Annotated in this window: 19 protein-coding genes; 10 read left to right on the forward strand and 9 right to left on the reverse strand. The window is 73.6% G+C overall.

Annotated elements, in window-relative coordinates; all coding sequences use genetic code 11:
• The first annotated feature begins 62 nt into the window (after positions 1-62).
• On the forward strand, positions 63-3,689 hold the full coding sequence (locus tag ACIBO8_RS09390; RefSeq protein WP_396114631.1) for a SpoIIE family protein phosphatase: 3,627 nt from the start codon (positions 63-65) through the stop codon (positions 3,687-3,689).
• Here the strand turns inward: ACIBO8_RS09390 and ACIBO8_RS09395 are convergent.
• A complete protein-coding gene (locus tag ACIBO8_RS09395) occupies positions 3,678-4,358 on the reverse strand; it encodes a hypothetical protein (protein WP_396114632.1) in 681 nt (226 codons plus the stop codon). The genes ACIBO8_RS09390 and ACIBO8_RS09395 overlap by 12 nt on opposite strands.
• Positions 4,359-4,751: 393 nt before the next feature.
• Here ACIBO8_RS09395 and ACIBO8_RS09400 point away from each other — a divergent pair, with 393 nt between their 5' ends.
• Positions 4,752-5,129: a hypothetical protein gene (locus tag ACIBO8_RS09400; protein WP_396114633.1), complete on the forward strand. Its 378-nt coding sequence runs from the start codon at positions 4,752-4,754 to the stop codon at positions 5,127-5,129.
• 62 nt (positions 5,130-5,191) lie between these two features.
• Positions 5,192-5,893, forward strand: a complete 702-nt coding sequence (locus tag ACIBO8_RS09405; protein WP_396114634.1) for a DivIVA domain-containing protein — start codon at positions 5,192-5,194, stop codon at positions 5,891-5,893.
• Between the two features lie 4 nt (positions 5,894-5,897).
• Here the strand turns inward: ACIBO8_RS09405 and ACIBO8_RS09410 are convergent, their stop codons facing one another.
• Together ACIBO8_RS09410 and ACIBO8_RS09415 are read right to left on the reverse strand one after the other, a co-directional pair.
• Positions 5,898-6,407 carry a hypothetical protein gene (locus ACIBO8_RS09410; protein ID WP_396114635.1) on the reverse strand — a complete coding sequence of 170 codons (510 nt, stop codon included), beginning with the start codon at positions 6,405-6,407 and terminating at the stop codon, positions 5,898-5,900.
• 38 nt (positions 6,408-6,445) lie between these two features.
• Positions 6,446-7,021 carry a TetR/AcrR family transcriptional regulator gene (locus ACIBO8_RS09415; RefSeq protein ID WP_396114636.1) on the reverse strand — a complete coding sequence of 192 codons (576 nt, stop codon included), beginning with the start codon at positions 7,019-7,021 and terminating at the stop codon, positions 6,446-6,448.
• A 184-nt stretch (positions 7,022-7,205) separates the two neighbouring features.
• Between ACIBO8_RS09415 and ACIBO8_RS09420 the strand changes: the two genes are divergently transcribed.
• From ACIBO8_RS09420 to ACIBO8_RS09435, 4 genes are all read left to right on the forward strand, one after another.
• Entirely contained in the window at positions 7,206-8,813 is a 1,608-nt protein-coding gene (locus ACIBO8_RS09420; RefSeq protein WP_396114637.1) for a CocE/NonD family hydrolase, read from the forward strand.
• A 97-nt stretch (positions 8,814-8,910) separates the two neighbouring features.
• Positions 8,911-9,492 carry a hypothetical protein gene (locus ACIBO8_RS09425; protein WP_396114638.1) on the forward strand — a complete coding sequence of 194 codons (582 nt, stop codon included), beginning with the start codon at positions 8,911-8,913 and terminating at the stop codon, positions 9,490-9,492.
• Positions 9,493-9,602: 110 nt separating this feature from the next.
• A complete protein-coding gene (locus ACIBO8_RS09430; RefSeq protein ID WP_396114639.1) occupies positions 9,603-10,448 on the forward strand; it encodes a BTAD domain-containing putative transcriptional regulator in 846 nt (281 codons plus the stop codon).
• A 95-nt stretch (positions 10,449-10,543) separates the two neighbouring features.
• Positions 10,544-11,179 carry an ArsR/SmtB family transcription factor gene (locus ACIBO8_RS09435; protein ID WP_396114640.1) on the forward strand — a complete coding sequence of 212 codons (636 nt, stop codon included), beginning with the start codon at positions 10,544-10,546 and terminating at the stop codon, positions 11,177-11,179.
• Here ACIBO8_RS09435 and ACIBO8_RS09440 read toward each other — a convergent pair.
• The 4 genes from ACIBO8_RS09440 to ACIBO8_RS09455 all read right to left on the reverse strand — a co-directional run bounded on the left by ACIBO8_RS09440 (position 11,176) and on the right by ACIBO8_RS09455 (position 15,214).
• Entirely contained in the window at positions 11,176-13,407 is a 2,232-nt protein-coding gene (locus ACIBO8_RS09440; protein ID WP_396114641.1) for a bifunctional polysaccharide deacetylase/glycosyltransferase family 2 protein, read from the reverse strand. The genes ACIBO8_RS09435 and ACIBO8_RS09440 overlap by 4 nt on opposite strands.
• A gap of 1 nt (position 13,408) precedes the next feature.
• Positions 13,409-13,789, reverse strand: a complete 381-nt coding sequence (locus ACIBO8_RS09445; protein WP_396114642.1) for a hypothetical protein — start codon at positions 13,787-13,789, stop codon at positions 13,409-13,411.
• An 8-nt stretch (positions 13,790-13,797) separates the two neighbouring features.
• Positions 13,798-14,544 (reverse strand): hypothetical protein, encoded by a 747-nt coding sequence (locus tag ACIBO8_RS09450; protein ID WP_396114643.1) that lies wholly within the window; start codon positions 14,542-14,544, stop codon positions 13,798-13,800.
• 85 nt (positions 14,545-14,629) lie between these two features.
• On the reverse strand, positions 14,630-15,214 hold the full coding sequence (locus ACIBO8_RS09455; RefSeq protein WP_396114644.1) for an RNA polymerase sigma factor: 585 nt from the start codon (positions 15,212-15,214) through the stop codon (positions 14,630-14,632).
• A 135-nt stretch (positions 15,215-15,349) separates the two neighbouring features.
• Between ACIBO8_RS09455 and ACIBO8_RS09460 the strand changes: the two genes are divergently transcribed.
• Positions 15,350-15,607: a hypothetical protein gene (locus ACIBO8_RS09460; protein ID WP_396114645.1), complete on the forward strand. Its 258-nt coding sequence runs from the start codon at positions 15,350-15,352 to the stop codon at positions 15,605-15,607.
• Positions 15,608-15,626: 19 nt separating this feature from the next.
• Here ACIBO8_RS09460 and ACIBO8_RS09465 read toward each other — a convergent pair whose 3' ends face one another.
• Positions 15,627-17,177: a serine hydrolase domain-containing protein gene (locus ACIBO8_RS09465; protein WP_396114646.1), complete on the reverse strand. Its 1,551-nt coding sequence runs from the start codon at positions 17,175-17,177 to the stop codon at positions 15,627-15,629.
• 22 nt (positions 17,178-17,199) lie between these two features.
• Positions 17,200-17,745 carry a CGNR zinc finger domain-containing protein gene (locus tag ACIBO8_RS09470; protein WP_396114647.1) on the reverse strand — a complete coding sequence of 182 codons (546 nt, stop codon included), beginning with the start codon at positions 17,743-17,745 and terminating at the stop codon, positions 17,200-17,202.
• Between the two features lie 72 nt (positions 17,746-17,817).
• Here ACIBO8_RS09470 and ACIBO8_RS09475 point away from each other — a divergent pair, with 72 nt between their 5' ends.
• Both ACIBO8_RS09475 and ACIBO8_RS09480 read left to right on the forward strand, forming a co-directional pair.
• Positions 17,818-18,795: an EamA family transporter gene (locus ACIBO8_RS09475; protein WP_396114648.1), complete on the forward strand. Its 978-nt coding sequence runs from the start codon at positions 17,818-17,820 to the stop codon at positions 18,793-18,795.
• Positions 18,796-18,919: 124 nt separating this feature from the next.
• Complete coding sequence (locus ACIBO8_RS09480; protein ID WP_396114649.1) at positions 18,920-19,228, forward strand: hypothetical protein; 309 nt, start codon at positions 18,920-18,922, stop codon at positions 19,226-19,228.

A 19,228-nucleotide genomic window follows, 5' to 3' on the forward strand; every position in this document is an offset into this window, starting at 1 on the left:
GCGGTTGGAACGACACCGCCTGCGGCCACGGGGGAGACGTGATGGCGAAGTGACGGGCACCGATGTGGCCGGATGACGTGTTCGCCGGCGGCGGTGACACCGGGAACCTCATGGCCGGGATCGACTGGTCCCGTACGCCGCTGGGGCCGGTGGGGGAGTGGCCGCAGAGTCTGCGGTCCGCGGTCCGGATCGTGCTGTCGTCGCGCTATCCGATGCTGCTCCTGTGGGGACCGGAGTACACCCAGCTCTACAACGACGCGTACTCCGCGCTGATCGGTGACCAGCACCCGGCCGCGCTCGGCGGCGACGTACGGGTGACCCTCGAGGCCGGCTGGGACGTGCTCGAGCCACTGATCGCCGAGGCCATGGCGACCGGGGTGGCGAGCTGGGTGCCCGCCCTGCGGCTGATGCTGGAGCGGGCCGGGTATCGCGAGGAGGCGTACTTCAGCGTCTCGCATGCGCCGGCGCGCGACGACTCGGGGCGTACCGTCGGCGTGCTGACCGTGTGCAGCGAGGTGACCGAGCAGGTCGTGGGGGAGCGGCGGCTGCGCCTGCTGCGCGACCTGCCCGTGCGTGGCGGTCAGGGCGGCGGCGCCGGAGAGACCTGCCGGCGCCTGGCGGCCGCCGTCGCCGACCATCCGCTGGACGTGCCCTTCGCCGGCATCTATCTGCGCGACGGTGGCGTGCTGCGCCTCGCGGCAGGCGCCGGCATCGACGCCGCCGGCCGGGACGTGGCCGGCCTCCTGCCGCAGGTGCTGGACCAGGATGCCGTCGACGCGGATACGGTACGGCGAGACGTGCCCGGGTCGCTCGAGGTCACGGGTGGTCCCTGGGCGCTGCCCGTCCGCGACGCGATCGCCGTACCGCTGCCCTCCGCCGACCTCGCGCAGCCGCTCGGAGTGCTGCTCGCCGGCATCAGCCCCAGCCGCGCCCTCGACGACGCCTACCGCTCCTTCTTCGAGCTGCTCGCCCAGCAGGTGTCGGTGGCGGTGCGCAACTCCCTGGCGTACGAGGAGGAACGCCGGCGCGCCGAGTCCCTGGCCGAGCTCGACCGGGTCAAGACCGCCTTCTTCACCAACGTCAGCCACGAGTTCCGTACGCCGCTGACGCTGATGCTCGGGCCGCTGACCGACGCGCTCGCCGACCGAGCGGAACCGCTCGGGGAGCGCCAGCGCGACCGCGTCGACACCGCCCGGCGCAACGCCATCCGGCTGCTCACCCTGGTCAACAACCTGATGACCTTCTCGAGCCTGGAGGCGGGCCGGGCCGGGAACACCCCGCGCCAGGTGGACCTCGCCCGGCTGACGGCCGAGCTCGCCGGCGTCTTCCGGTCCGCCGTCGAGCGCGCCTCGCTGCGCCTGGTGGTCGACTGCCCGCCGCTGCCACGGCCGACCGCCCTCGACCCGGTCAACTGGGAGACCATCGTCACCAACCTGATCTCCAACGCCCTGAAGTTCACCTTCGTGGGCGAGATCCGGGTGACGCTGGACAGCGACGACGAACGGGTCCGGCTGCGCGTCGCCGACACCGGCATCGGCATCGCCGCCGGGGAGCTGCCGCACCTGTTCGACCGGTTCCACCGGGTCCAGGGCGTGCAGGCCCGCAGCCACGAGGGCAGCGGTGTCGGGCTGGCGCTGGTGCGCGAACTGACCCGGCTGCTCGGCGGTGACGTCGCCGTGACCAGCTCACCGGGCGGCGGTACGACGTTCACCGTGGCTCTGCCGTGGACGGCGGTCACCCCGGCCGGCGCCGTCCCCGGCACGGCGGCCACAGGCGCCACGGCCCGCGCCCTGGCCGACGAGGCGTCCGGCTGGCTGCCCGAGCCGGGCTCCCCGGCGGACGAGCCGGACGACCGGCGCATCCTGGTCGCCGACGACAACAGCGACATGCGTGCGTACCTGACCCGGCTGCTGGCGGCCGAGAACTGGCTGGTGGAGGCCGTGAGCGACGGCCAGGCGGCGCTCGAGTCGATCCGGCGCCGCCGGCCGATGCTGCTGCTCACCGACGTGATGATGCCCCGGCTGGACGGCTTCGCGCTGGTCCGCGCGCTCCGGCAGGACGAGGACACGCGGACGCTGCCCGTGGTCATGCTCTCCGCCCGTGCCGGTGACGAGGCCGGGGTGGAGGGCCTGGACGCGGGCGCCGACGACTACGTCGTGAAGCCGTTCACCGCGGCGCAGCTCGTCGCCCGGGTCCGCAGCGTCCTGGAACGCGACCGGCTGCGGTCCGGGCCTGCCGCGTACGGATCGGGAGCCGCCGGGACCACCGCCGTGATCGAGGCCGGGCGCACTCTTGCGGAGGCCGTGCGCGCCGCCACCGAGCAGGCCTGTGCGCTGGTGGGCGGCGTACGTGCCAGCACCGTCCTCAACGGCGGGGCGGACCGGCAGCCGCTGACGTTCAGCACCGCGTCCACGCCGGGCAAGGAGGGCGCCGGCCGCGTGCGTACCGAAATCCGCGGCCGCGACGGCAGTGAGCTGGGCAGCCTCACCGTCGTGCTGGGAGCGCCGGCCGAGCCCGGCGAGGCCGAGGCGGTGCTCGAGCCGGTCGCGGCGATGCTGGCGGCCCTCGCCGAGAGCCGGTGGGACCTCGGCGACGGGCGGCGGCTCGCCGTCACGCTGCAGCAGCACCTGCTGCCGGAGAAGCTGCCCGCGATCCCGGGCTGGGACCTCGCCGCCCGCTACCGGCCGGCGCAGGGCAACGTCCACGGCGACTGGTACGACGCCGTCGCGCTGGACGGCGGCGACCTGCTCCTGGCCGTCGGCGACGTGGCCGGCGACGGGCCGGAGGCCGCGATGACCGCCGGGCGCCTGCGCAGCGCCGTGCGCGCGTACGCGGCGCAGAACCCCGCCCCCGAGCACATCCTGACCCGGCTGAGCACCCCCTCCTTCGCGACCGTTCTCCTCGCCCGGCTGAGCCCGGGCACGGGCGAGCTGACCTGGGCCACGGCGGGCCACCCGGCGCCGGTGACCTGCCGGCACGGCGAGCCGGCGACCTGGCTGACCGGTGCGACAGGGCCCCCGCTGGGTCTGCGCGCCGCCTCGTACGCCGCCAACCGGCTCGAGCTCCCGCCGGGCTCCCACCTGCTCCTGTTCACCGACGGTCTGGTGACGGCGGACGGGCAGCCGTACGACGCGGGGGTCGCGCGGCTTCTGGCCCGGTGCACCGGCCGCAGTCGCCGCGGCATGGCCGCGGAGGATCTGCTCGACGCGGCCCTCGCCGGGGACGGCCCGCCTGCGGACGACGTGGCCGTGCTGGCGCTTCGCCGGCTCCCGCCGCAGCGACCGGCCGCGGTCGCGCCTCCGCTCGCGGCCCTCGACCGGTCCTGGACCTATCCGCTGCTCCCGACGGCGTCCGCCACGATGCGCCGCGATCTGCGCGCGGCCCTGTCCGGCCAGGTGGACCAGGATCTCCTCGACGACCTGCAACTGGCCGCGACGGAGGCGGTCAACAACGCGGTCGAGCACGCCCAGCGCCCGTCCCGCCCCCAGGTCGACGTGCGGCTGCATGCCGGAGGCGACGTGATCCGCGTCAGCGTCCAGGACTACGGCAGCTGGCGCGGCCGCGCCGCCCCGATGGACCGTGGGCGCGGTGCGATGCTGATGAACGCGTACGGCGACGTCCACGTCACGACGACCGCGACCGGCACCCTGGTCACCATCGAGCGGCGGCTGTCCGCCTCAACGGCGTAGCCCGACGGAGACCAGCACCTCCCGGGCCATACCTGCGCCCGGGCGCACGACGGCGTCGCGTACCCACCGCCCGGCACCGGCGACCATGCGCCACGCGGGCACGGCCGTCCACCGCCACACCCAGGCCACCGCGAGCCCGGCCGGGCGCAACACCCACCGGTAGAGCTGCCGCAGCAGCCACCCGGCCCCGCGCCACCCGGGCAGCAGCAACCATCGGTACGCCGCCCGGACCACCGCCGTCACCGCGGCGACGAGCACCTCGAGCGTCCACGCCAGCCCCCGCCCGAGCGCCGACCACACCGGAGCGGTCACGGTGAAGAACCACGCCACCGGCACGACGACCAGGTAGCGGCAGAGGAAGACGAGCGGCGTGACGAGAAACGCCCGATGTGCCCACATCCACCGCGCCAGCCGGCTCACCGGCACGACCACCAGCCAATGCGCCAGCCACCGCAACGGCACGACCACGAGCCACCGCCACATCCAGCTGAGCGGGACGACGACGAGCCGCTGCCACAGCCAGCTGAGCGGGCGCACGACGTAGCGGTCGAGGAACCCTCCGACGGCCTTGAGCAGCTCCCACGCCACCCGGAACGGCAGCACGACGACCACCGCCAGCACGCGGACCGGCCACTGGATCCACGGCGGCGGCTCGGGTGCGGTGCTCATGGCCGACCACGGTAGTGGACCACCTCCACCTGCGGAATCGGCTGTCGTCCCGGCGTGACCACGGTCGATCTGCGACCGGCCCGGCCCCGCGGACGGCGCCGCGATCGCCCGGATCCAGCTGGCCGCCTGGCGCGCCACTTACGCCCACCTGAACCCCGCCGAGCTCGACGGCGAGGTGACTGTCCGGCCCGGCCGAGGGCGAGGAGGTGGCCGTCGGCGAGCCCGACGCCGTCTACCTGCTGCCGGCGGCGCACGGGAAAGGCGCCGGGCGGTTGCTCGTCGGCGACGCGCTGACCGGCCTGGCCGCGAGCCGATACTTCCGGCCGACGGCGGCACCGACACGTGGCGCGATCTGCCCGTCCTTCGCTACCGGCGCATGGTGGGATGAGGGCCGTGGGGCGATTTTCCCGGACCGCTTTTCTCGCTTTCGTCGTGGCCGGCATCGGCAACGACCTGTTCGACGACGTCGCGGACCCGTGGCTGACCGCCGTACGGTTCGTCCTCGTGATCCTCGGCACGTCAGCTCTCTCCGCGGAGCTGACCCGGCAGGCGCAGCGCGCGCCGGAGGGCGCTTCGGCCGGCTGGTCCCGTACGGACACCGGCAATGTGCTGATCCTCCTCGGGTACGCGGCTCTGCTCGTTCTGGTGCTGGTCATCCGGGATCTGGCCGCCGGCGAGCGGGCGGCCGCGACCTGCTTTCTGGTGCTCTATGTGGTTCTGCCGGGCTACTTCGGGTGGACCCGCCGTAAGGCCCTCCGCGCACGCGAGTGACTTTGCGCGGCGGCATAGGATCGACCCCCGACACCGCCGCCGACATCTCTCTAGGGAGCGCGATGCCGCTGACTCCGGCCGACGTCCACAACATGGCCTTCAAGAAGCCGCCCATCGGGAAGCGGGGATACGACGAGGAAGAGGTCGACGCTTTCCTCGACGAGGTCGAGCAGGAGCTCATCCGGCTGCTGGAGGAGAACGGGGCGCTCCAGGAGCAGATCCAGCGCCGCGGGCCGGGCGGTCCCGGCCCGGCTGCCTCGACGGTGGTGCTCGACGGTGAGTTCGCCGAGATCGCCGCCAAGCTGGAGCGGTTGCAGGAGGCGCGCGCCCGGGCCGAGCAGAATGCCCGCAGCGTGCAGGCGCAGCTGGAGCAGGCGCGCAACGCGTCCGTGGCGCCTCCGCCCCCGGCGGCCGACGACGACCGCAACGCCCGGGTGCTGATGATGGCGCAGCGTACGGCCGACGACCACCTGCGCGACGCGCAGCAGGAGTCGGAGGCGCTGCTGGCCGACGCGCAGGGCAAGGCCGAGCAGATCACCGGCGAGGCCGAGCTGCGGGCCGGCAGCATCGAGGGCGAGGCCCAGCGCAACCACACCGAGGCGATGAACAGCCTGGGCGCGAAGCGGGCCGCGCTGCTCGACGAGATCGAACGGCTGGGGCAGCTGGCCCACAGCTACCAGACCGCGCTGCAGAGTCACCTGTCGCAACAGATGCAGGAGCTGAACAGCGAGCCGAAGGTGCCGCCCGGTCGCGGGCTGGGCTGACGCGTCACCCGCGCGGCCGGTCGGCGGGACGCCCGACCTCGAAGTCGACCTCACGGTGGTCGGCATCGCGGTCGCGTTCGTCGGCGCGGCGGTCCCGATCGCCCTGGCGGGTGAGGCGGGCGGTCTCGCGGTCCTCCAGCTGCTGCTGCCGGGCGTCCGGTGCCGCTTCCCGCAGCGACACCTCGGTGTCGTGCCGCTCGGCGTCGATCATCCGCTGTTCCGTCGTTCCCGCAGCGCCGTTCGCGCTCTCCCGGATGACCCGGCGTACGTCGTCCGGTGGCAGTTCCCGCCTCCGGTACGCGACAGCAGCTTCCCGCTCCGCCGCCGCGAGGCGTCGCTCCCGCGCCGAGTGCTCCCGCGCGCCGGGGAGCCGGCTCGCCATCTGTTCGTGCAGGTCGGCGCTGACTTCGAGCGTCTCCGCCAGCTTGTCGGCAACGCGCGCGAGGTCGTCGAACTGCGCATTCGTCAGGGCCCCTGGCGGCCGCTGATCCGGGTCGTTCTCGTCGAGCCGCATGGCTCAGTGTCTCCCGGCGAGGCTGTCCGCCTCTACCGTCAGGGCGCGTGGCGGCCGCGGAAGACGCCGTCGAGCATGAGGTCGATGGAGCGGTCGGCGGCGGCGCGGGCTGCCGCCGTGTCCTCGCCCGCCCCCGCGATGCCGCGCACCATCGCGAAGAGCAGCAGCAGGTCGCCGGGGACCAGGTCCCGGCGTACGTAGCCGAGGTCCTGGGCGCGCCGCAGCGGCTGGGTGAAGGCCGTGACCATGCGGCGCTCGTACCGCCGGCGCGCGCCGGATTCCAGTCCCTCCGCGAACACCACCAGCGACCGCATCTCGATGAGCCGGTGCAGCACCGTGCGTAGCAGTGAGCGGAACGCGTCGGGACGCTCCGTGCTGGCGGCGGCGGCCTCCTCGAGCCGGTGCAGCTGATGGCCGATGACGGCGGCGGTCAGCGCCTGCCGGTCGGGAAAGTGCCGGTACAGGGTTGCCAGGGCGACGCCGGCGCGGCGCGCGATCTCCGGCATGAGGCTGACGCCGCCGCGGCCGCACAGCACCTCGCTCGCGGCTTCGACGATGGCGTCACGATTACGCCTTGCATCCCGTCTGAGTGACGTTCGCGCACCGTAGAGCATGTGCGAGCCCCCTAATGTCGGCGTATATGTTACCGACAAGTAACGAGAATGTCACCGCCTTCAATTTCTCGGTACCGGCTCCTACGCTGCCGCCACTGACGCGCTGCAGCTTCGCCACCGCCCCCCACCGGGGCCGATGGCCGTCGGCAGGTCCACCGACACCCCGACACCTTCAGGAGTGCCCATGGCGCCCCGTCGCGCTGCCCTGCCCGTCCTCGCGCTCTCGTTGATCACCGCCACCGTGCTGGCCACCGCGCCGGCGCCGGCGGCTGCTTCCGTCACCGCCACCACGCCGGTCACCGCCGCACAGTCCTCGAGCGGCCTGCGCTTCGTCGACATCACCGCCGACGACGGCGTGGTCCTCAAGGCCAACGTCGCCGTGCCGGCCACCGGCGGCCGGCACCCGGTCCTGATCATGCCGTCGAGCTGGGGTCTCAACGACCTCGAGTACGTCGCCCAGGCCCAGGAGCTCACCGGCCGCGGCTACGTCGTCCTGTCGTACACCCCGCGGGGGTGGTGGTTCTCCGGGGGCGAGATCGACACCGCCGGCCCGAAGGACATGGCCGACCTGTCGCGGGTCATCGACTGGGCGCTCGCCAACACCCCGGCCGACCCGGCCCGCATCGGTGCCGCCGGCATCTCGTACGGTGGCGGGCTGAGCCTGCTCGGCGCGGCCTTCGATCGGCGGATCAAGGCGGTCGTGGTGATGAGCGGCTGGGCCGACCTCGTCGCCGCCCTGTACGCCGACGAGACCCGGCACCGCCAGTCCGCGGGTTTCCTCGAGCTCGCCGCGGACACGCTCGGCCACCCCAGCGCGGAGCTGAGCGACGCCCTCGACGACTTCAACGCGAACCGGGACAAGCCGCAGGTGCAGGCCTGGGCGAAGAAGCGGTCCCCGGCGACGTACCTCGACGCGATCAACGCGAACGGGCCGGCCGTCATGATCGCCAATGGCTGGGGTGACACCTTCTTCCCGCCCAACCAGATCGTGGATTTCTACAACCGGCTCACGGTGCCGAAGCGCCTCGAACTGCGGCCGGGCGACCACGCGATCGCCGAGCTCACCGGGTTGGCCGGGCTCGACAACGACGTGTGGAACAGCCTGTACCGGTGGTTCGACCAGTACCTGGGCGGCGTCTCCACCGGTGTCACGAGCGAACCGCCGGTGGAGGTCAAGCCCTACAACGCGCCCGAGGAGCACTACGCCGCCTGGTCGGCACTCGCCACCTCGACCCGCCGCTACGGCCTCGGCGCGATCCGCTGGTACGACGGCACCGGGCTGCTCGGCGGCGACCCGAGCACCGGCTGGTCCAAGTCCCTGCCGACCGACAAGGACACCTTCGCGAACGGCGGGATCGCCCTGATCACCAACGGGCTCGCGGCGTTCACGGGCTGGCAGCCGTGGATCTGGCTGCCGACGGTCGACCGTTCGCGGGCCGGTGTGTGGGCCTCGGAAAGGCCGTCGTCCGTCCAGCGGGTCCGTGGTATCCCGAAGGTGCACCTGGCGCTGAGCGGCACGGAGCCGCAGGGCACGGTCGTCGCCTACCTCTACGACCTCGATGCGCTCGGCAACGCCAGCCTGATCACCCACGCCCCGGCCACCTGGCTCGACGACAAGGGCGGCTCCCGTAGCCTCGACTTCTCGCTGCAGGCGACCGCGTACGACGTGCCCGCCGGGCACTCGCTGACGCTCGTGATCGACACGGTCGACGGGCTGTACTACGACGAGAACGCCCCGCACAAGACCGTGACCATCGAGGGTGGCTCCTACCTGGACGTGCCGCTGCACTGAGCCTCACCACGGCCCCGGCGCCCCGCCACGGCGCCGGGGCTCCCGGCTGTCGGATATCGGCCGCTCAGGAGTGGTGCCGGTGTGCCACCTTGTCGGTATGCACCTGCGCCTGAACCGTCTTCCCGTGGCCGCCGCCGTGCTGGCCACCGCGCTGCTGGCCGTGGCCGCCTGCAGCGACAAGCCGTCGTCCCCGGCTCCCGCCGCGGCCACCGGTGGCTCGTCGCCGGCCGCGGCGAAGCCGGCCGCCACCGGCATCGGCGCCAAGCCGGCCGGCAAACCGGCCGCGACGACCGTGGCACCCCCCTCGGGCCCGAAGGCCGCGATCGGCGACGGGCGCTGGCCCGCGTACGTCACGGCGGTCGGCGACGGCGAGCTGACCATGGACCTGGTCGAGTTCCTGACCGGGGATGCGGCCGTGAAGGCGTGGCAGAAGAAGTACCCGGACTCGGACGAGAAGACGCCGCCGAACGATTACATGATCGTGAACGACAACCCCAAGAAGCGCGTCGTGGGCATGGCCGACCCGGTCGCCGTGACGGTCGTCGGCGAGGGCGCCGGGGGAGTCGCGGACAAGAAGGGTGCCATCAGCGACGTGAAGGCGCGGATCCCGCACACCTTGTTCTGGCTGACCGTCAAGGGCGGCAAGGTCACGGCTATCCAGGAGCAGTTCCTGCCCTGACCGACGGCGCCGGGCATCGACATCCTTGACACCCGATCATGACGTCCAAGATAATTTGGATGTCTTGGACGATAGCGATGTCTGATCGGAGTGGGGCTCTGAGCGGCGGCATGAGCACACCGGGTCGGGGCGGGCGACTGCTCCCGACGTACCGGATCCTGGGTCCTTTGGAGATCGACACCGGTGCGGGACGGATCGATTCGGCCTCGCCCCGCCGCAAGGCGGTGATCGCCGCATTGCTTCTGGAAGCCAACGCACCGGTCTCGGTGGACCGTCTGATCGAGGCGGTCTGGGACGACGACGCCCCGGCCACCGCACGCAATCAGCTCCAGAACTGCGTCTCTCGGGCGCGCAAGGAGCTGGCGGGCATCGGGCTGCCCGGCGCGCTGGCTACACGGCCTCCGGGATATCTGATGTCGGTCGAGGAGGGTGAGCTCGACCTGCATGTCTTCGAGTGGACACTCGGCGAGGCACGCCGGGCGGCCGGCAGCGACCGTCTCCACGAGGCCGCCGCCCTGTACGAAGAGGCGCTGTCGTTGTGGCGCGGGACGCCACTGGCGGACGTCACCGGCCGGTTGATACGGACGTGCGCCGAGCGGCTCACGGGCCGGCGGCTCGGCGCGCTCGAGGAGCGCGTCGCCTGCGAGCTCGCACTCAACCGGCACCGGCTGCTCGTGGAGGAGCTGGAGGCCCACGCCGCGGAGCACCCCATGCGCGAGTCCCTGCAGGCCATGCTGATGACGGCGCTGCAGGGCAGCGGGCGCCGGGCGGAGGCCCTGGAGATCTACCGGCGGACCCGGGTCCGGCTGGTGGAGGAGCTGGGCATCGAACCCGGCGAGGAGCTGCGCACCCTGCACCGGACGATCCTGCGCGACGGCGACGTGTCCGCCGTCGCCTCGCGCATGCCGGCGGCGCGGCGCATCCTGCCGGTGAGATGCAGATCGACCGCGAGATGATCGTCGGACGCCCGGACCGGCAGCTTCGGTAAGCTGTGCTGCGCCGGCGGTTCGCCCGGCCGATCCGGCAGAGAATGCGAGCGAACTGATCCCCGATGGCCTCCACCCGCCTGGTGCAGGACGCTGAGACGCTGAAGGCCCTGGCCGACCCGGCCCGGCTGGCGATCCTCGAACTGATGATGCGCGACTGCGCCCGTACCTGGACGGCGAAGGACCTGGCCGCCTCGGTCGGCATGCCGCCGAAGAAGATCTACTACCACCTCAACCTGCTCGAGCAGCGCGGCCTGCTCGAGATCCGCGCGACGCAGGTCGTCAACGGCATCATCGAGAAGCACTACGGGTCGGCCCAGGAGAGCATCACCTTCCAGCAGGGCGGCCAGCCGCTGCCCGACGGCTTCCGCAGCGGCGGCCCGGACAGCATGGGAGAAGCCTCCGAGGAGCTGACCGCGGTCGTGGCGACCCTCTTCGAGAAGATGCACGCCACCATCGTGGACGGCCTGCGATCGGGGCGGATGGTGATGAGCGGGCAGGCGCCCGAGCAGCAGCGGGTCGTGGTCCACTACACCGCGGCGTCGATGGCTCCGGAGCGGGCCGGCCAGTTCCGGGACGAGTTGCAGGCCCTCGTCAGACGCTTCGAAGCGGCGAGCGTGCCGGGCGAACCCGTCTTCGAGCTGCTCATCGCGACCCATCCCCGCGACCCCGAGGCCCCGGCCCCGGACGACGCCGGCTAGTTGATCGGCCAGCTGTCGCGGCCGGCTCGCGCCCCGACGGTCGGCAGCGCCCAGCTCTGCAGGTCCGGCGGGCGCCGGGAGACCTGCGGCGGCACGAGCCACGGTGCATCCGGTTGGTTGCGGTCGGCGACCCGGGCCGTGGCCGCTCCGGTACGCACCATCCGGTGCCACCGCAGCCGCCCGCCGAGCAGCGCCATCACGGCTGACTGAACCACCACCAGGTACATCAGCTGCCGGTACACGATCTGTTGCAACGGCAGGCTCCACAGCGCCGTCCAGCGTTCGCCGTCGAGGTGCAGCGCGTACGCGGCCGTGGCCATCTGGAGGGCCGTGAAAGCCGCCCAGATGCCGAGGACCGTGACCGGCTCGAGGAAGAACGCGCCGTACAGGGCGTACACGTCGATCATCGGCGCGGTGAGCGGCAGGAGCACCTGGAAGAGCAGGAGGTAGCCCAGGCAGCGCCGGCCGGCGCGCGCGGCGGCACCCCGTTCCCGCAGGGCGTGCCGGTGCTTCCACATCGCCTGCATGGTGCCGTAGCACCAGCGGTAACGCTGCCGCCAGAGCTGGCGCAGGGAGTCCGGGGCCTCGGTCCAGGCGACCGCGGCGGGTTCATGGACGACGCGCCAGCCGTCGCGCAGGACCGCCATGGTGAGGTCGGTGTCCTCGGCCAGGGTCTGCGCCGACAAGCCGCCGACGCCGTCGAGGGCCTGCCGGCGGAAGGCGCCGATCGCACCCGGCACGGTGGGCATGCACCCGGCGACGTCGAACATGCGCCGGTCGAGGTTGAAGCCGACCACGTACTCGAGGTGCTGCCAGCGGCCCAGCAGGCCGCCGCGGTTGCCGACCTTCGTGTTGCCGGAGACGGCGCCCACGCGCGGATCCCGCAGCGGCTGCACGAGGCGGCCGACGGCGTCGGGCTCGAACACGGTGTCGCCGTCGACCAGGACGAGGATGTCGTGCTGGGCGTACCCGATGCCGTGGTTGAGGGCCGCGGGCTTACCGGCGTTGGGCTGGCGCAGGACGTAGACGCCGAGCAGGCCGAGGCGCTCGACGATCTCCGCGGTGCCGTCGGTGGAGCCGTCGTCGACCACGATGACCTCGACCGCCGGGTAGTCGCTGCGGACCAGGGACCGTACGGTCGCGGCGATCGTCGCGGCCTCGTTGTACGCGGGCACGATGACGGACACCGGCCCGACGTACTCCAGCGGGCGGCTGTTGCGGCGGCGCCGGCGGATGTGCAGGCGGGCGCTGACGAGCTGGCCCACCAGCCGCAGCAGGGCGACCGCCACGGTGACGAGGACCAGCCAGGCGAGGACGTCGGCGAGCACGTCACCGGTGGTCTGGGCGGCGCGGAACGCGTACCCCCGCCAGCGCTGCCCGGTCCCCGCCGCCGGCATCGCCGCCAGGCCGAGACCCTCCGAGACGGTGACGAAGCGGTAGCCCTTCGCCTGCAGGGCCGGGATGAGCCGGTCGAGTGCCGCCACGGTCTGGGCCCGGTCGCCCCCGGAGTCGTGCATCATCACGACGGCTCCGGCGTCGCCCTCGGGCCGGGCCGCGGCGACGATGGCATCCGTGCCCGGGCGGCGCCAGTCGCCGGTGTCCAGGTCGGTGAGGACCAGCAGGTAGCCGGCCTGCGCGGCGCGCTGGTGGGCGCGGTGCTCGGCCAAGGTCACGGCGTCCGGGACCGACGAGTACGGCGGCCGCAGCAGCACCGGCCGGCGCCCGGTGGCGGCGGCGACCGCGTTGGCGGTCAGGGTGAGCTCGGCATCGAGCCGCCGCTCGCCGAGCCCCGCCACGGCGGCGTGGCTGAACGTGTGCGAGCCGATCTCGTGCCCCTCGGCGAGCACCCGCCGTGCCAGCTCGGGATGCTCGTTGACCTGCGAGCCGACCTCGAAGAACGTGGCGTGCGCCCGGTACCGGGCCAGCACGTCGAGGATGCGCGGCGTCCAGCGGGGATCGGGGCCGTCGTCGAAGGTCAGGGCGATCGTCCTGGCGGGCATCCCGCGGCTGCTGACGGCGGTGCCGGGACCGAGGCGCTCGACCGCCGCGCCGCCGGTGACGGCGGCCGGTGCCGGGGCGGGGTCGGTGCCGGGCGGCGGTCCGTCGCCTTCGGCGCCCACGTGCGTCACGTAGCCGTGCAGGCTCAGCTCCGCCAGCAGGACGCCCATGGCCAGCACGAGAAGGACCCAGTGGGCCCGCGGTGGCCGGCGCAGCACGCGCTTGCCCATGTCAGTGCTCCCGTCCGGACAGTCCTGGCGGGGTGTGGCTCGGATTTCCCCGGCGATTGCCCGGGAGCCGGGTCGCGGCCGGTGACGTACTGGCCGGCGCCGTGGCCGTGGTGGTGGGCCGTGCGGCCGGACTGGTGCGGCTGTGCGCGCGGGTCGGTGCCGGCGCGGCAGCGCGGCTGCGCGGGGTGGCGGAAGGAGCCGGTGTGGGCGTCGCGTGGTGCCGCTGCTCCGTGCCGGACCCCGCCCAGCCCGGCAGCGACGCCGGACCGGTGCCGGTGAACCCGGCCACGAGGGCGAGGGCGGCGAGCAGCAGCACGAGGGCGCCGCCCGAGCCGGCCAGCGCGACCACGCGGCGCCGGCGCCCGGTGCGATCGACGAACACCGGTTCGATCATTTCTTCGGCTTCGGGGTGTGGGTCTTGTTCGTGCCGTTGCCGTTGCCGTTGCCGTTGCCGTTGCCGTTGCCGTTGCCGGGCTTCGTGCTGGGCTTGCCGGGGTGGTCTGGTTTGCCGGGCTTGGCGCCCGGCGCCGGGGTGGCCGCGGACGTGCCCAGCGCGTCCGCGCAGAAGTCGTCGACCTGGTCCTCGCCGCCGGCGGCGGCGATCAGGTCCTGCCGGGAAGCCGCTTTCATGGCCTTGCCGTGCGGTTCCTGCTGGGCGGCCCAGGCACGGCAGAGCCCGGGTACGGCCGGAGCAACCGGCGTGGACCCGCCGCCGGTGGCCGACGGGCCGGGGACCGGCCGGCTGGTGGCCCGGGGGGACGGCGTGGCGGGACGCGGGCGCGGCGGCCGCGCGGACGTCACCCGGGGCGCGGGAACGCCGACGGCCGAGAAGAGCCGATGGGCGTGGTGCTGCGCCCCGGCGGGGAGGTGCCCGGTCTCCGCCGCCAGGGCGACGCCGCTGCCCGCCAGGACAGCCACCACGGCCGCCACCTTCACGGCGGCCGCCTTGGCGGGCAGCGGCATGCGTACTCGGCGTCCTGCAGGCAGGCCGGCCCGTCCGGCTTCCCGATAAGCCGCCCCGAACGCGGCCACCGCAGCCCGCTCGCCGGCCAGCTCCCGGGGGGAGGCGGGGGCCTTGGCGGCGTCGAGCAGGGCGGCCAGCCCACGGTGATCGGGGCCGGCGGGGTGACCGGCCATCAGCCGGTCAGCCTCCGCCGGACCGAGCCGGGAAGTTCGCCGTTCACGCATCGCATTTCGAAGAGCGCGCAGACCTCGCATGGCGTTACACCTCCCTCGTCCGGGTGAGTCCGCCGTCGTCGCCGCGGGCCTGGACGCGCGGGTCGGCGGCGAGTTTGCGCAGGCCACGCAGGGTGGCCACGCGGACGGCGCCGGCGCGCTTGCCGAGCACCCGGGCGGTGGTCGCGACGTCGAGGCCGGCCACGACCCGCAGCATCACGGCCTCGGCCTGGTCCGGCGGCAGCCCGGCGATGACCCCGATCGCCCATTCGGTCCCGGAGTGCTCCAGGGCCTGGGTGGCGGCGTCGCCCGTACGGCCGGCGTCCTCGGCGATCGTGCCCGCCGGGTCCTCCTGCCGCCGCCCGCTCCGCCGCCGCTCGTCGATGCCGCGATGCCGGGCGATCCGGAACAGCCACCCCCGGAAGGCGGCGCCGTCACCGGTGAACCGGTGCAGGTCCCGGGCGGCCTGGAGCCAGGTCTCGGAGGCCACGTCCTCGGCGGCGTCTCCGGCCACGACCCGCAGGTAGCGCAGCACGGCGGGCTGCAGCGAGCGCCACAGCACCGCGAAGCCCCCCTCGTCGCCGGCGCTCGCCGCCTTCACCGCCGCGGTCAGTTCGTCGTCGTCCCACACGCTCGCTCCGTCGGCTCCTCACCCCAGCGCCGCTGGTCACCGGCTCGGACAAGGCCAGCACGGTACACACCCGCAAGCCCGCGGCGTCGCACGGTCCGTCCCGGGCGGCATGATCCGCGCTGCCATAGTGGAACGATGCTGCCGCGCCCGCCCCGGGTCTTCGAGGCCGACGACATCCTCTCCGGCCGGGTCTCCCTCGATGGGTATCCGTTCGGCCTGATCTACCTGGTGATTGCCTTTTCGTCCTATTACGCGGACACGCCGATCCATCCGGGTGATCTGCCCCGGGTCGACGTGCTGCTCTCCGCGGCCGAGCTGCTGGAGAGTCGCGGCTGGCAGATCGCCGGCGTCGACGCCGGCGGCAAGCTGATCTGCCTGCGTCGCGGGCAGTGACCGCAACGCGAGCGCAGCGTCACCCCGGCAGGCGCATCGGGTACGGCAGCGTGGACGGCCTGAGCGGCAGCGGGGTGCCCGTCGCCCGCCGTGCCGTGGCCGGGCCGCTCCGCCGGTACAGCCGGCCGCCGATCCGCAGCCAGGCGACCGTGCCGTCGGCTCCGCGCACGAAGTCGGCGCGGGTGTGGGTGTCCGCTCCACCGGGCTCCAGGACCAGCACGTAGTCCTTGCGGTAGAAGGCCAGCCGTGCCCCCTCCTTCCCCTCGGCGCGCACGCTGAGCTGCCCCGCGTCGGCGACGATGTCGAACCCCACCGTGACGGGTGCGCCGTCGAAGCCGATCTGGGTGGCCGAGTAGCGCCCCTCGTACCCGGCCAGGGCCACGGCCGGCAGCGAGTGCGGCACCGCCGGGAGGTTGCTCACCCCGGCGAAGCGGCGCAGCGCCCAGTCGTCCGCGAAGAGCTCGGCGAGCAGGCCGGGACCGCCCTCCGAGTTGGTCAGGACGGTGAGCGCGAAGCCGCGGGCGGGGACCATCAGGAAGCCCGAGTGCTGACCGGCCCAGTCGCCGCCGTGCTGGACGACCTCCGGTCCCTCGGCCGTCGGGCGCAGCATCCACGTCACGCCCATCCCGTCGAGCTCCACGAAGAGCGTGCCGCCGGGGCCGGGGTGGGACTGCATCGTCCGCATCGAGCGGCGGCTGAGGATCCGGGTGCCGCCCGGCGCCCGGCCGTCGCCGAGGTGGAACCGGGCCCAGCACAGCTGGTCGCGGGCGCTGGAGATGAGCCCACCGGCCGCGTGGATGCTGCGCGGCATGGCGAAGTAGCCCGGCTGCGGGACCGCGGCACCCGTCGGATCGATGCCGTGCGGCACGGCCACTGTCGCGCCGGGCATGTCGTCCAGGAAGAAGGCGCTGTGCCGCAGCCCCAGCGGGTCGGTGACCAGCGCGCGGATCGCCTGCTCGTACGGCATGCCGGCGGCGACCTCGACCAGCCGCCCGGCCAGCGCGAGCGCCGCGTTGTTGTACGCGAACACCCGCCCGGGCGGGGTCAGCTGGGGCAGGCCCGACATCGCCGCCACGTACCGGGCGATGGCGTCGTCGCCGGTGCCGGTGTCCAGGAAGAAGTCGCCCAGCCAGCCGGCGCTGTGGTTGAGCACCTGCCGCAGCGTCACGCGGTCCGAGGCGGCCGGGTCGGCCGTACGGAAGTCGGGCAGGTAGCTGCGCACGGTGCGGTCGAGGTCCAGCCGGCCGCGCTCGACGAGCCGCATCACCGCCGTACCCGTGAAGGTCTTGGTCGTGGAACCGACCCGGAACACGGTGTCGCCGTCCACGGGGGAGGGATCGTCGACGTTCGTGACGCCGAAGCCGCGGACGTATTCGCGGCCGCGGTGGATCACGCCCAGCGCCACCCCGGGGATCGCGTAGCGGGCCATGCCGTCCCGGATCTTCTGCTCGAGCTCCCGGAGGGCGGAAGGTGCCGCGCCGGCGGGTGCCGAGGGCGCCGTGGTGACGGCCGCGGCGGCGCTCCCGGCGACCGCGCGCAGCAAATTCCGGCGGGACATCACTTCGGACATGCTGCCAGGATATCGATTCCCATCATTGCCTGACAGCGGCCTTCCGGGCCCGGTACGCCTGCACGGCCGTACGGTTGCCGCACCCCGCGTCGCAGAAGCGCTTCGACCGGTTGCGTGTCAGGTCCACCACGACGTTGTCGCAGTCCGCCGCGTCGCACAGGCGCAGCCGGTCGAGCCGGCGCTCACGCACCACGTCCACGAAGGCCATCGCCGCCTCGACCGCCATGCGCGTGGCGAGCGGCGCGTCCGCCGGGGTCGCATGCAAGTGGTAGGGCCAGTCGCCGTGCCGCACGAGCTGGGGCAGGGCGTGCGACTCGCGCAGCAGCGCGTTGACGATGCCGACGAGTTCGTCCTCGCCGGCCTCCCAGAGCCGCCGCAGCCGGGGCCGCAACCGCCGCACGGCCCGCAGCTCGGCCTGGCTGCCCTCGCGCCGGCCGGTCCATCCGTACGCCTGGAAGAAGGCGTCCAGTGCGGCCACGTCGGGCAGTCGCTCACCGCCCCGCCCCGCCGTGTTCACCAGCGCGGCGGCGGCGACCAGGGCCGCCTCGGTGTCATGGGCGAAGACCACGTTGACTCCTGACATCCCCCGAGCTAACGTCAGGAGCATAGTACCCCCTTGCTCCTTACATCTGGAGGCCACATGGCACCCCGGCGACCGGCCGCTCCGGGCCTCGGGCTGGCGCTGCTGTCCGCGGCCACCTTCGGCACGTCGGGCACCTTCGCGCGCTCCCTGATCGACGCCGGCTGGTCGGCCGACGCGGCGGTGGCAGCCCGGGTCGGCATCGCCGCGCTCCTGCTGGCCGTGCCGGCGGCGGTGGCGCTCAACGGACGCTGGGCCGCGCTGCGCCGGTCCCTCGGCACCGTGGGCCTGTTCGGGCTGCTCGCCGTGGCCGGCGCCCAGGTCGGCTTCTTCAACGCGATCCGCTATCTGCCGGTCGGCGTCGCCCTGCTGCTCGAGTATTCCGGGGTCGTGCTGGTCGTCCTCTGGATGTGGGCCCGCCACGGCGAACGCCCCCGCCGGCTGACCGTGGCGGGCGCCGCCGTCGCCGTCGCCGGGCTGATCCTCGTGCTGGACCTCGCCGGCGGCGCGGCGATCGACCCGGTCGGCGTGCTGTGGGGGATGGTCGCCGCGGTCGGCCTGGCCGCCTACTTCGTCCTGTCGGCCCGGATGGATCCTCAGCTCCCGTCGATCGCCCTGGCGTGCGGCGGGATGGCGTTCGGCGCGGCGGTCCTGGTGCTGCTGGGCGTGCTGGGCGCGCTGCCCCTGGAGGCGACGTTCGGCACGGTCAGGTTCGCCGGGCACACCGTGAGCTGGATCGCGCCGGTCGCCGGCCTCTCGCTCGTGGCCGCGGTGGTCGCGTACGTCACCGGCATCGCAGCCGCCCGGCTGCTCGGCGCCGCCCTGTCCTCGTTCGTCGGCCTGACCGAGGTGCTGTTCGCCGTCCTGATCGCGTGGCTGGTCCTGGGCGAGCTGCCGAGCGTCGTGCAGGGCATCGGCGGCACGCTCATCATCGCGGGCATCGCCCTGGTCCGGCTCGACCAGCTGCGTGCCGCACCGCCCGCACCGGCCGCCGAGGTGAGCCCGATGGCCGAGCCGGTCGCCGCACCCCACGCCTGATTCGGCCCCGTGGATGTCATGTGGGCCACATTCGCGGGGTGGTGCGATGGAGCTAACAGCTTTTTCGCCCGTCCGTTGCTTGACTGCTGATCCAGCAGTTGCGGCGGAAGGAAGGGTCGGGGACATGTCTTTCGCCATCACGGTTCTACCCGCGGTCGGCGGCCACCGGTGGGTGTGCGTCGAAGGCCGCGTGGACGCGAGCACCGCCGAGGACGTCCGGGCGGTGCTGCACACCGCCGTGTGCGACCTGCCGACCCGGTCGCTGACCCTCGACCTGCGCCGCGCGGCGGTGGCCGACGAGGCCGGCCGGCAGTGTGTCGCCGAGGCGGCGGCCGTGGCCGTCACAGCCGGCGTGACCTGGCATGTCGTCGAGCCCGCCGTTCCGGATGCGGGAGCGGCTCCCAGGACGTCGCTCGCGCTGGCCGCCGGCTGA

Origin of the sequence: Actinoplanes sp. NPDC049681, assembly GCF_044465265.1 — a bacterium.
Classification (GTDB): domain Bacteria; phylum Actinomycetota; class Actinomycetes; order Mycobacteriales; family Micromonosporaceae; genus Actinoplanes.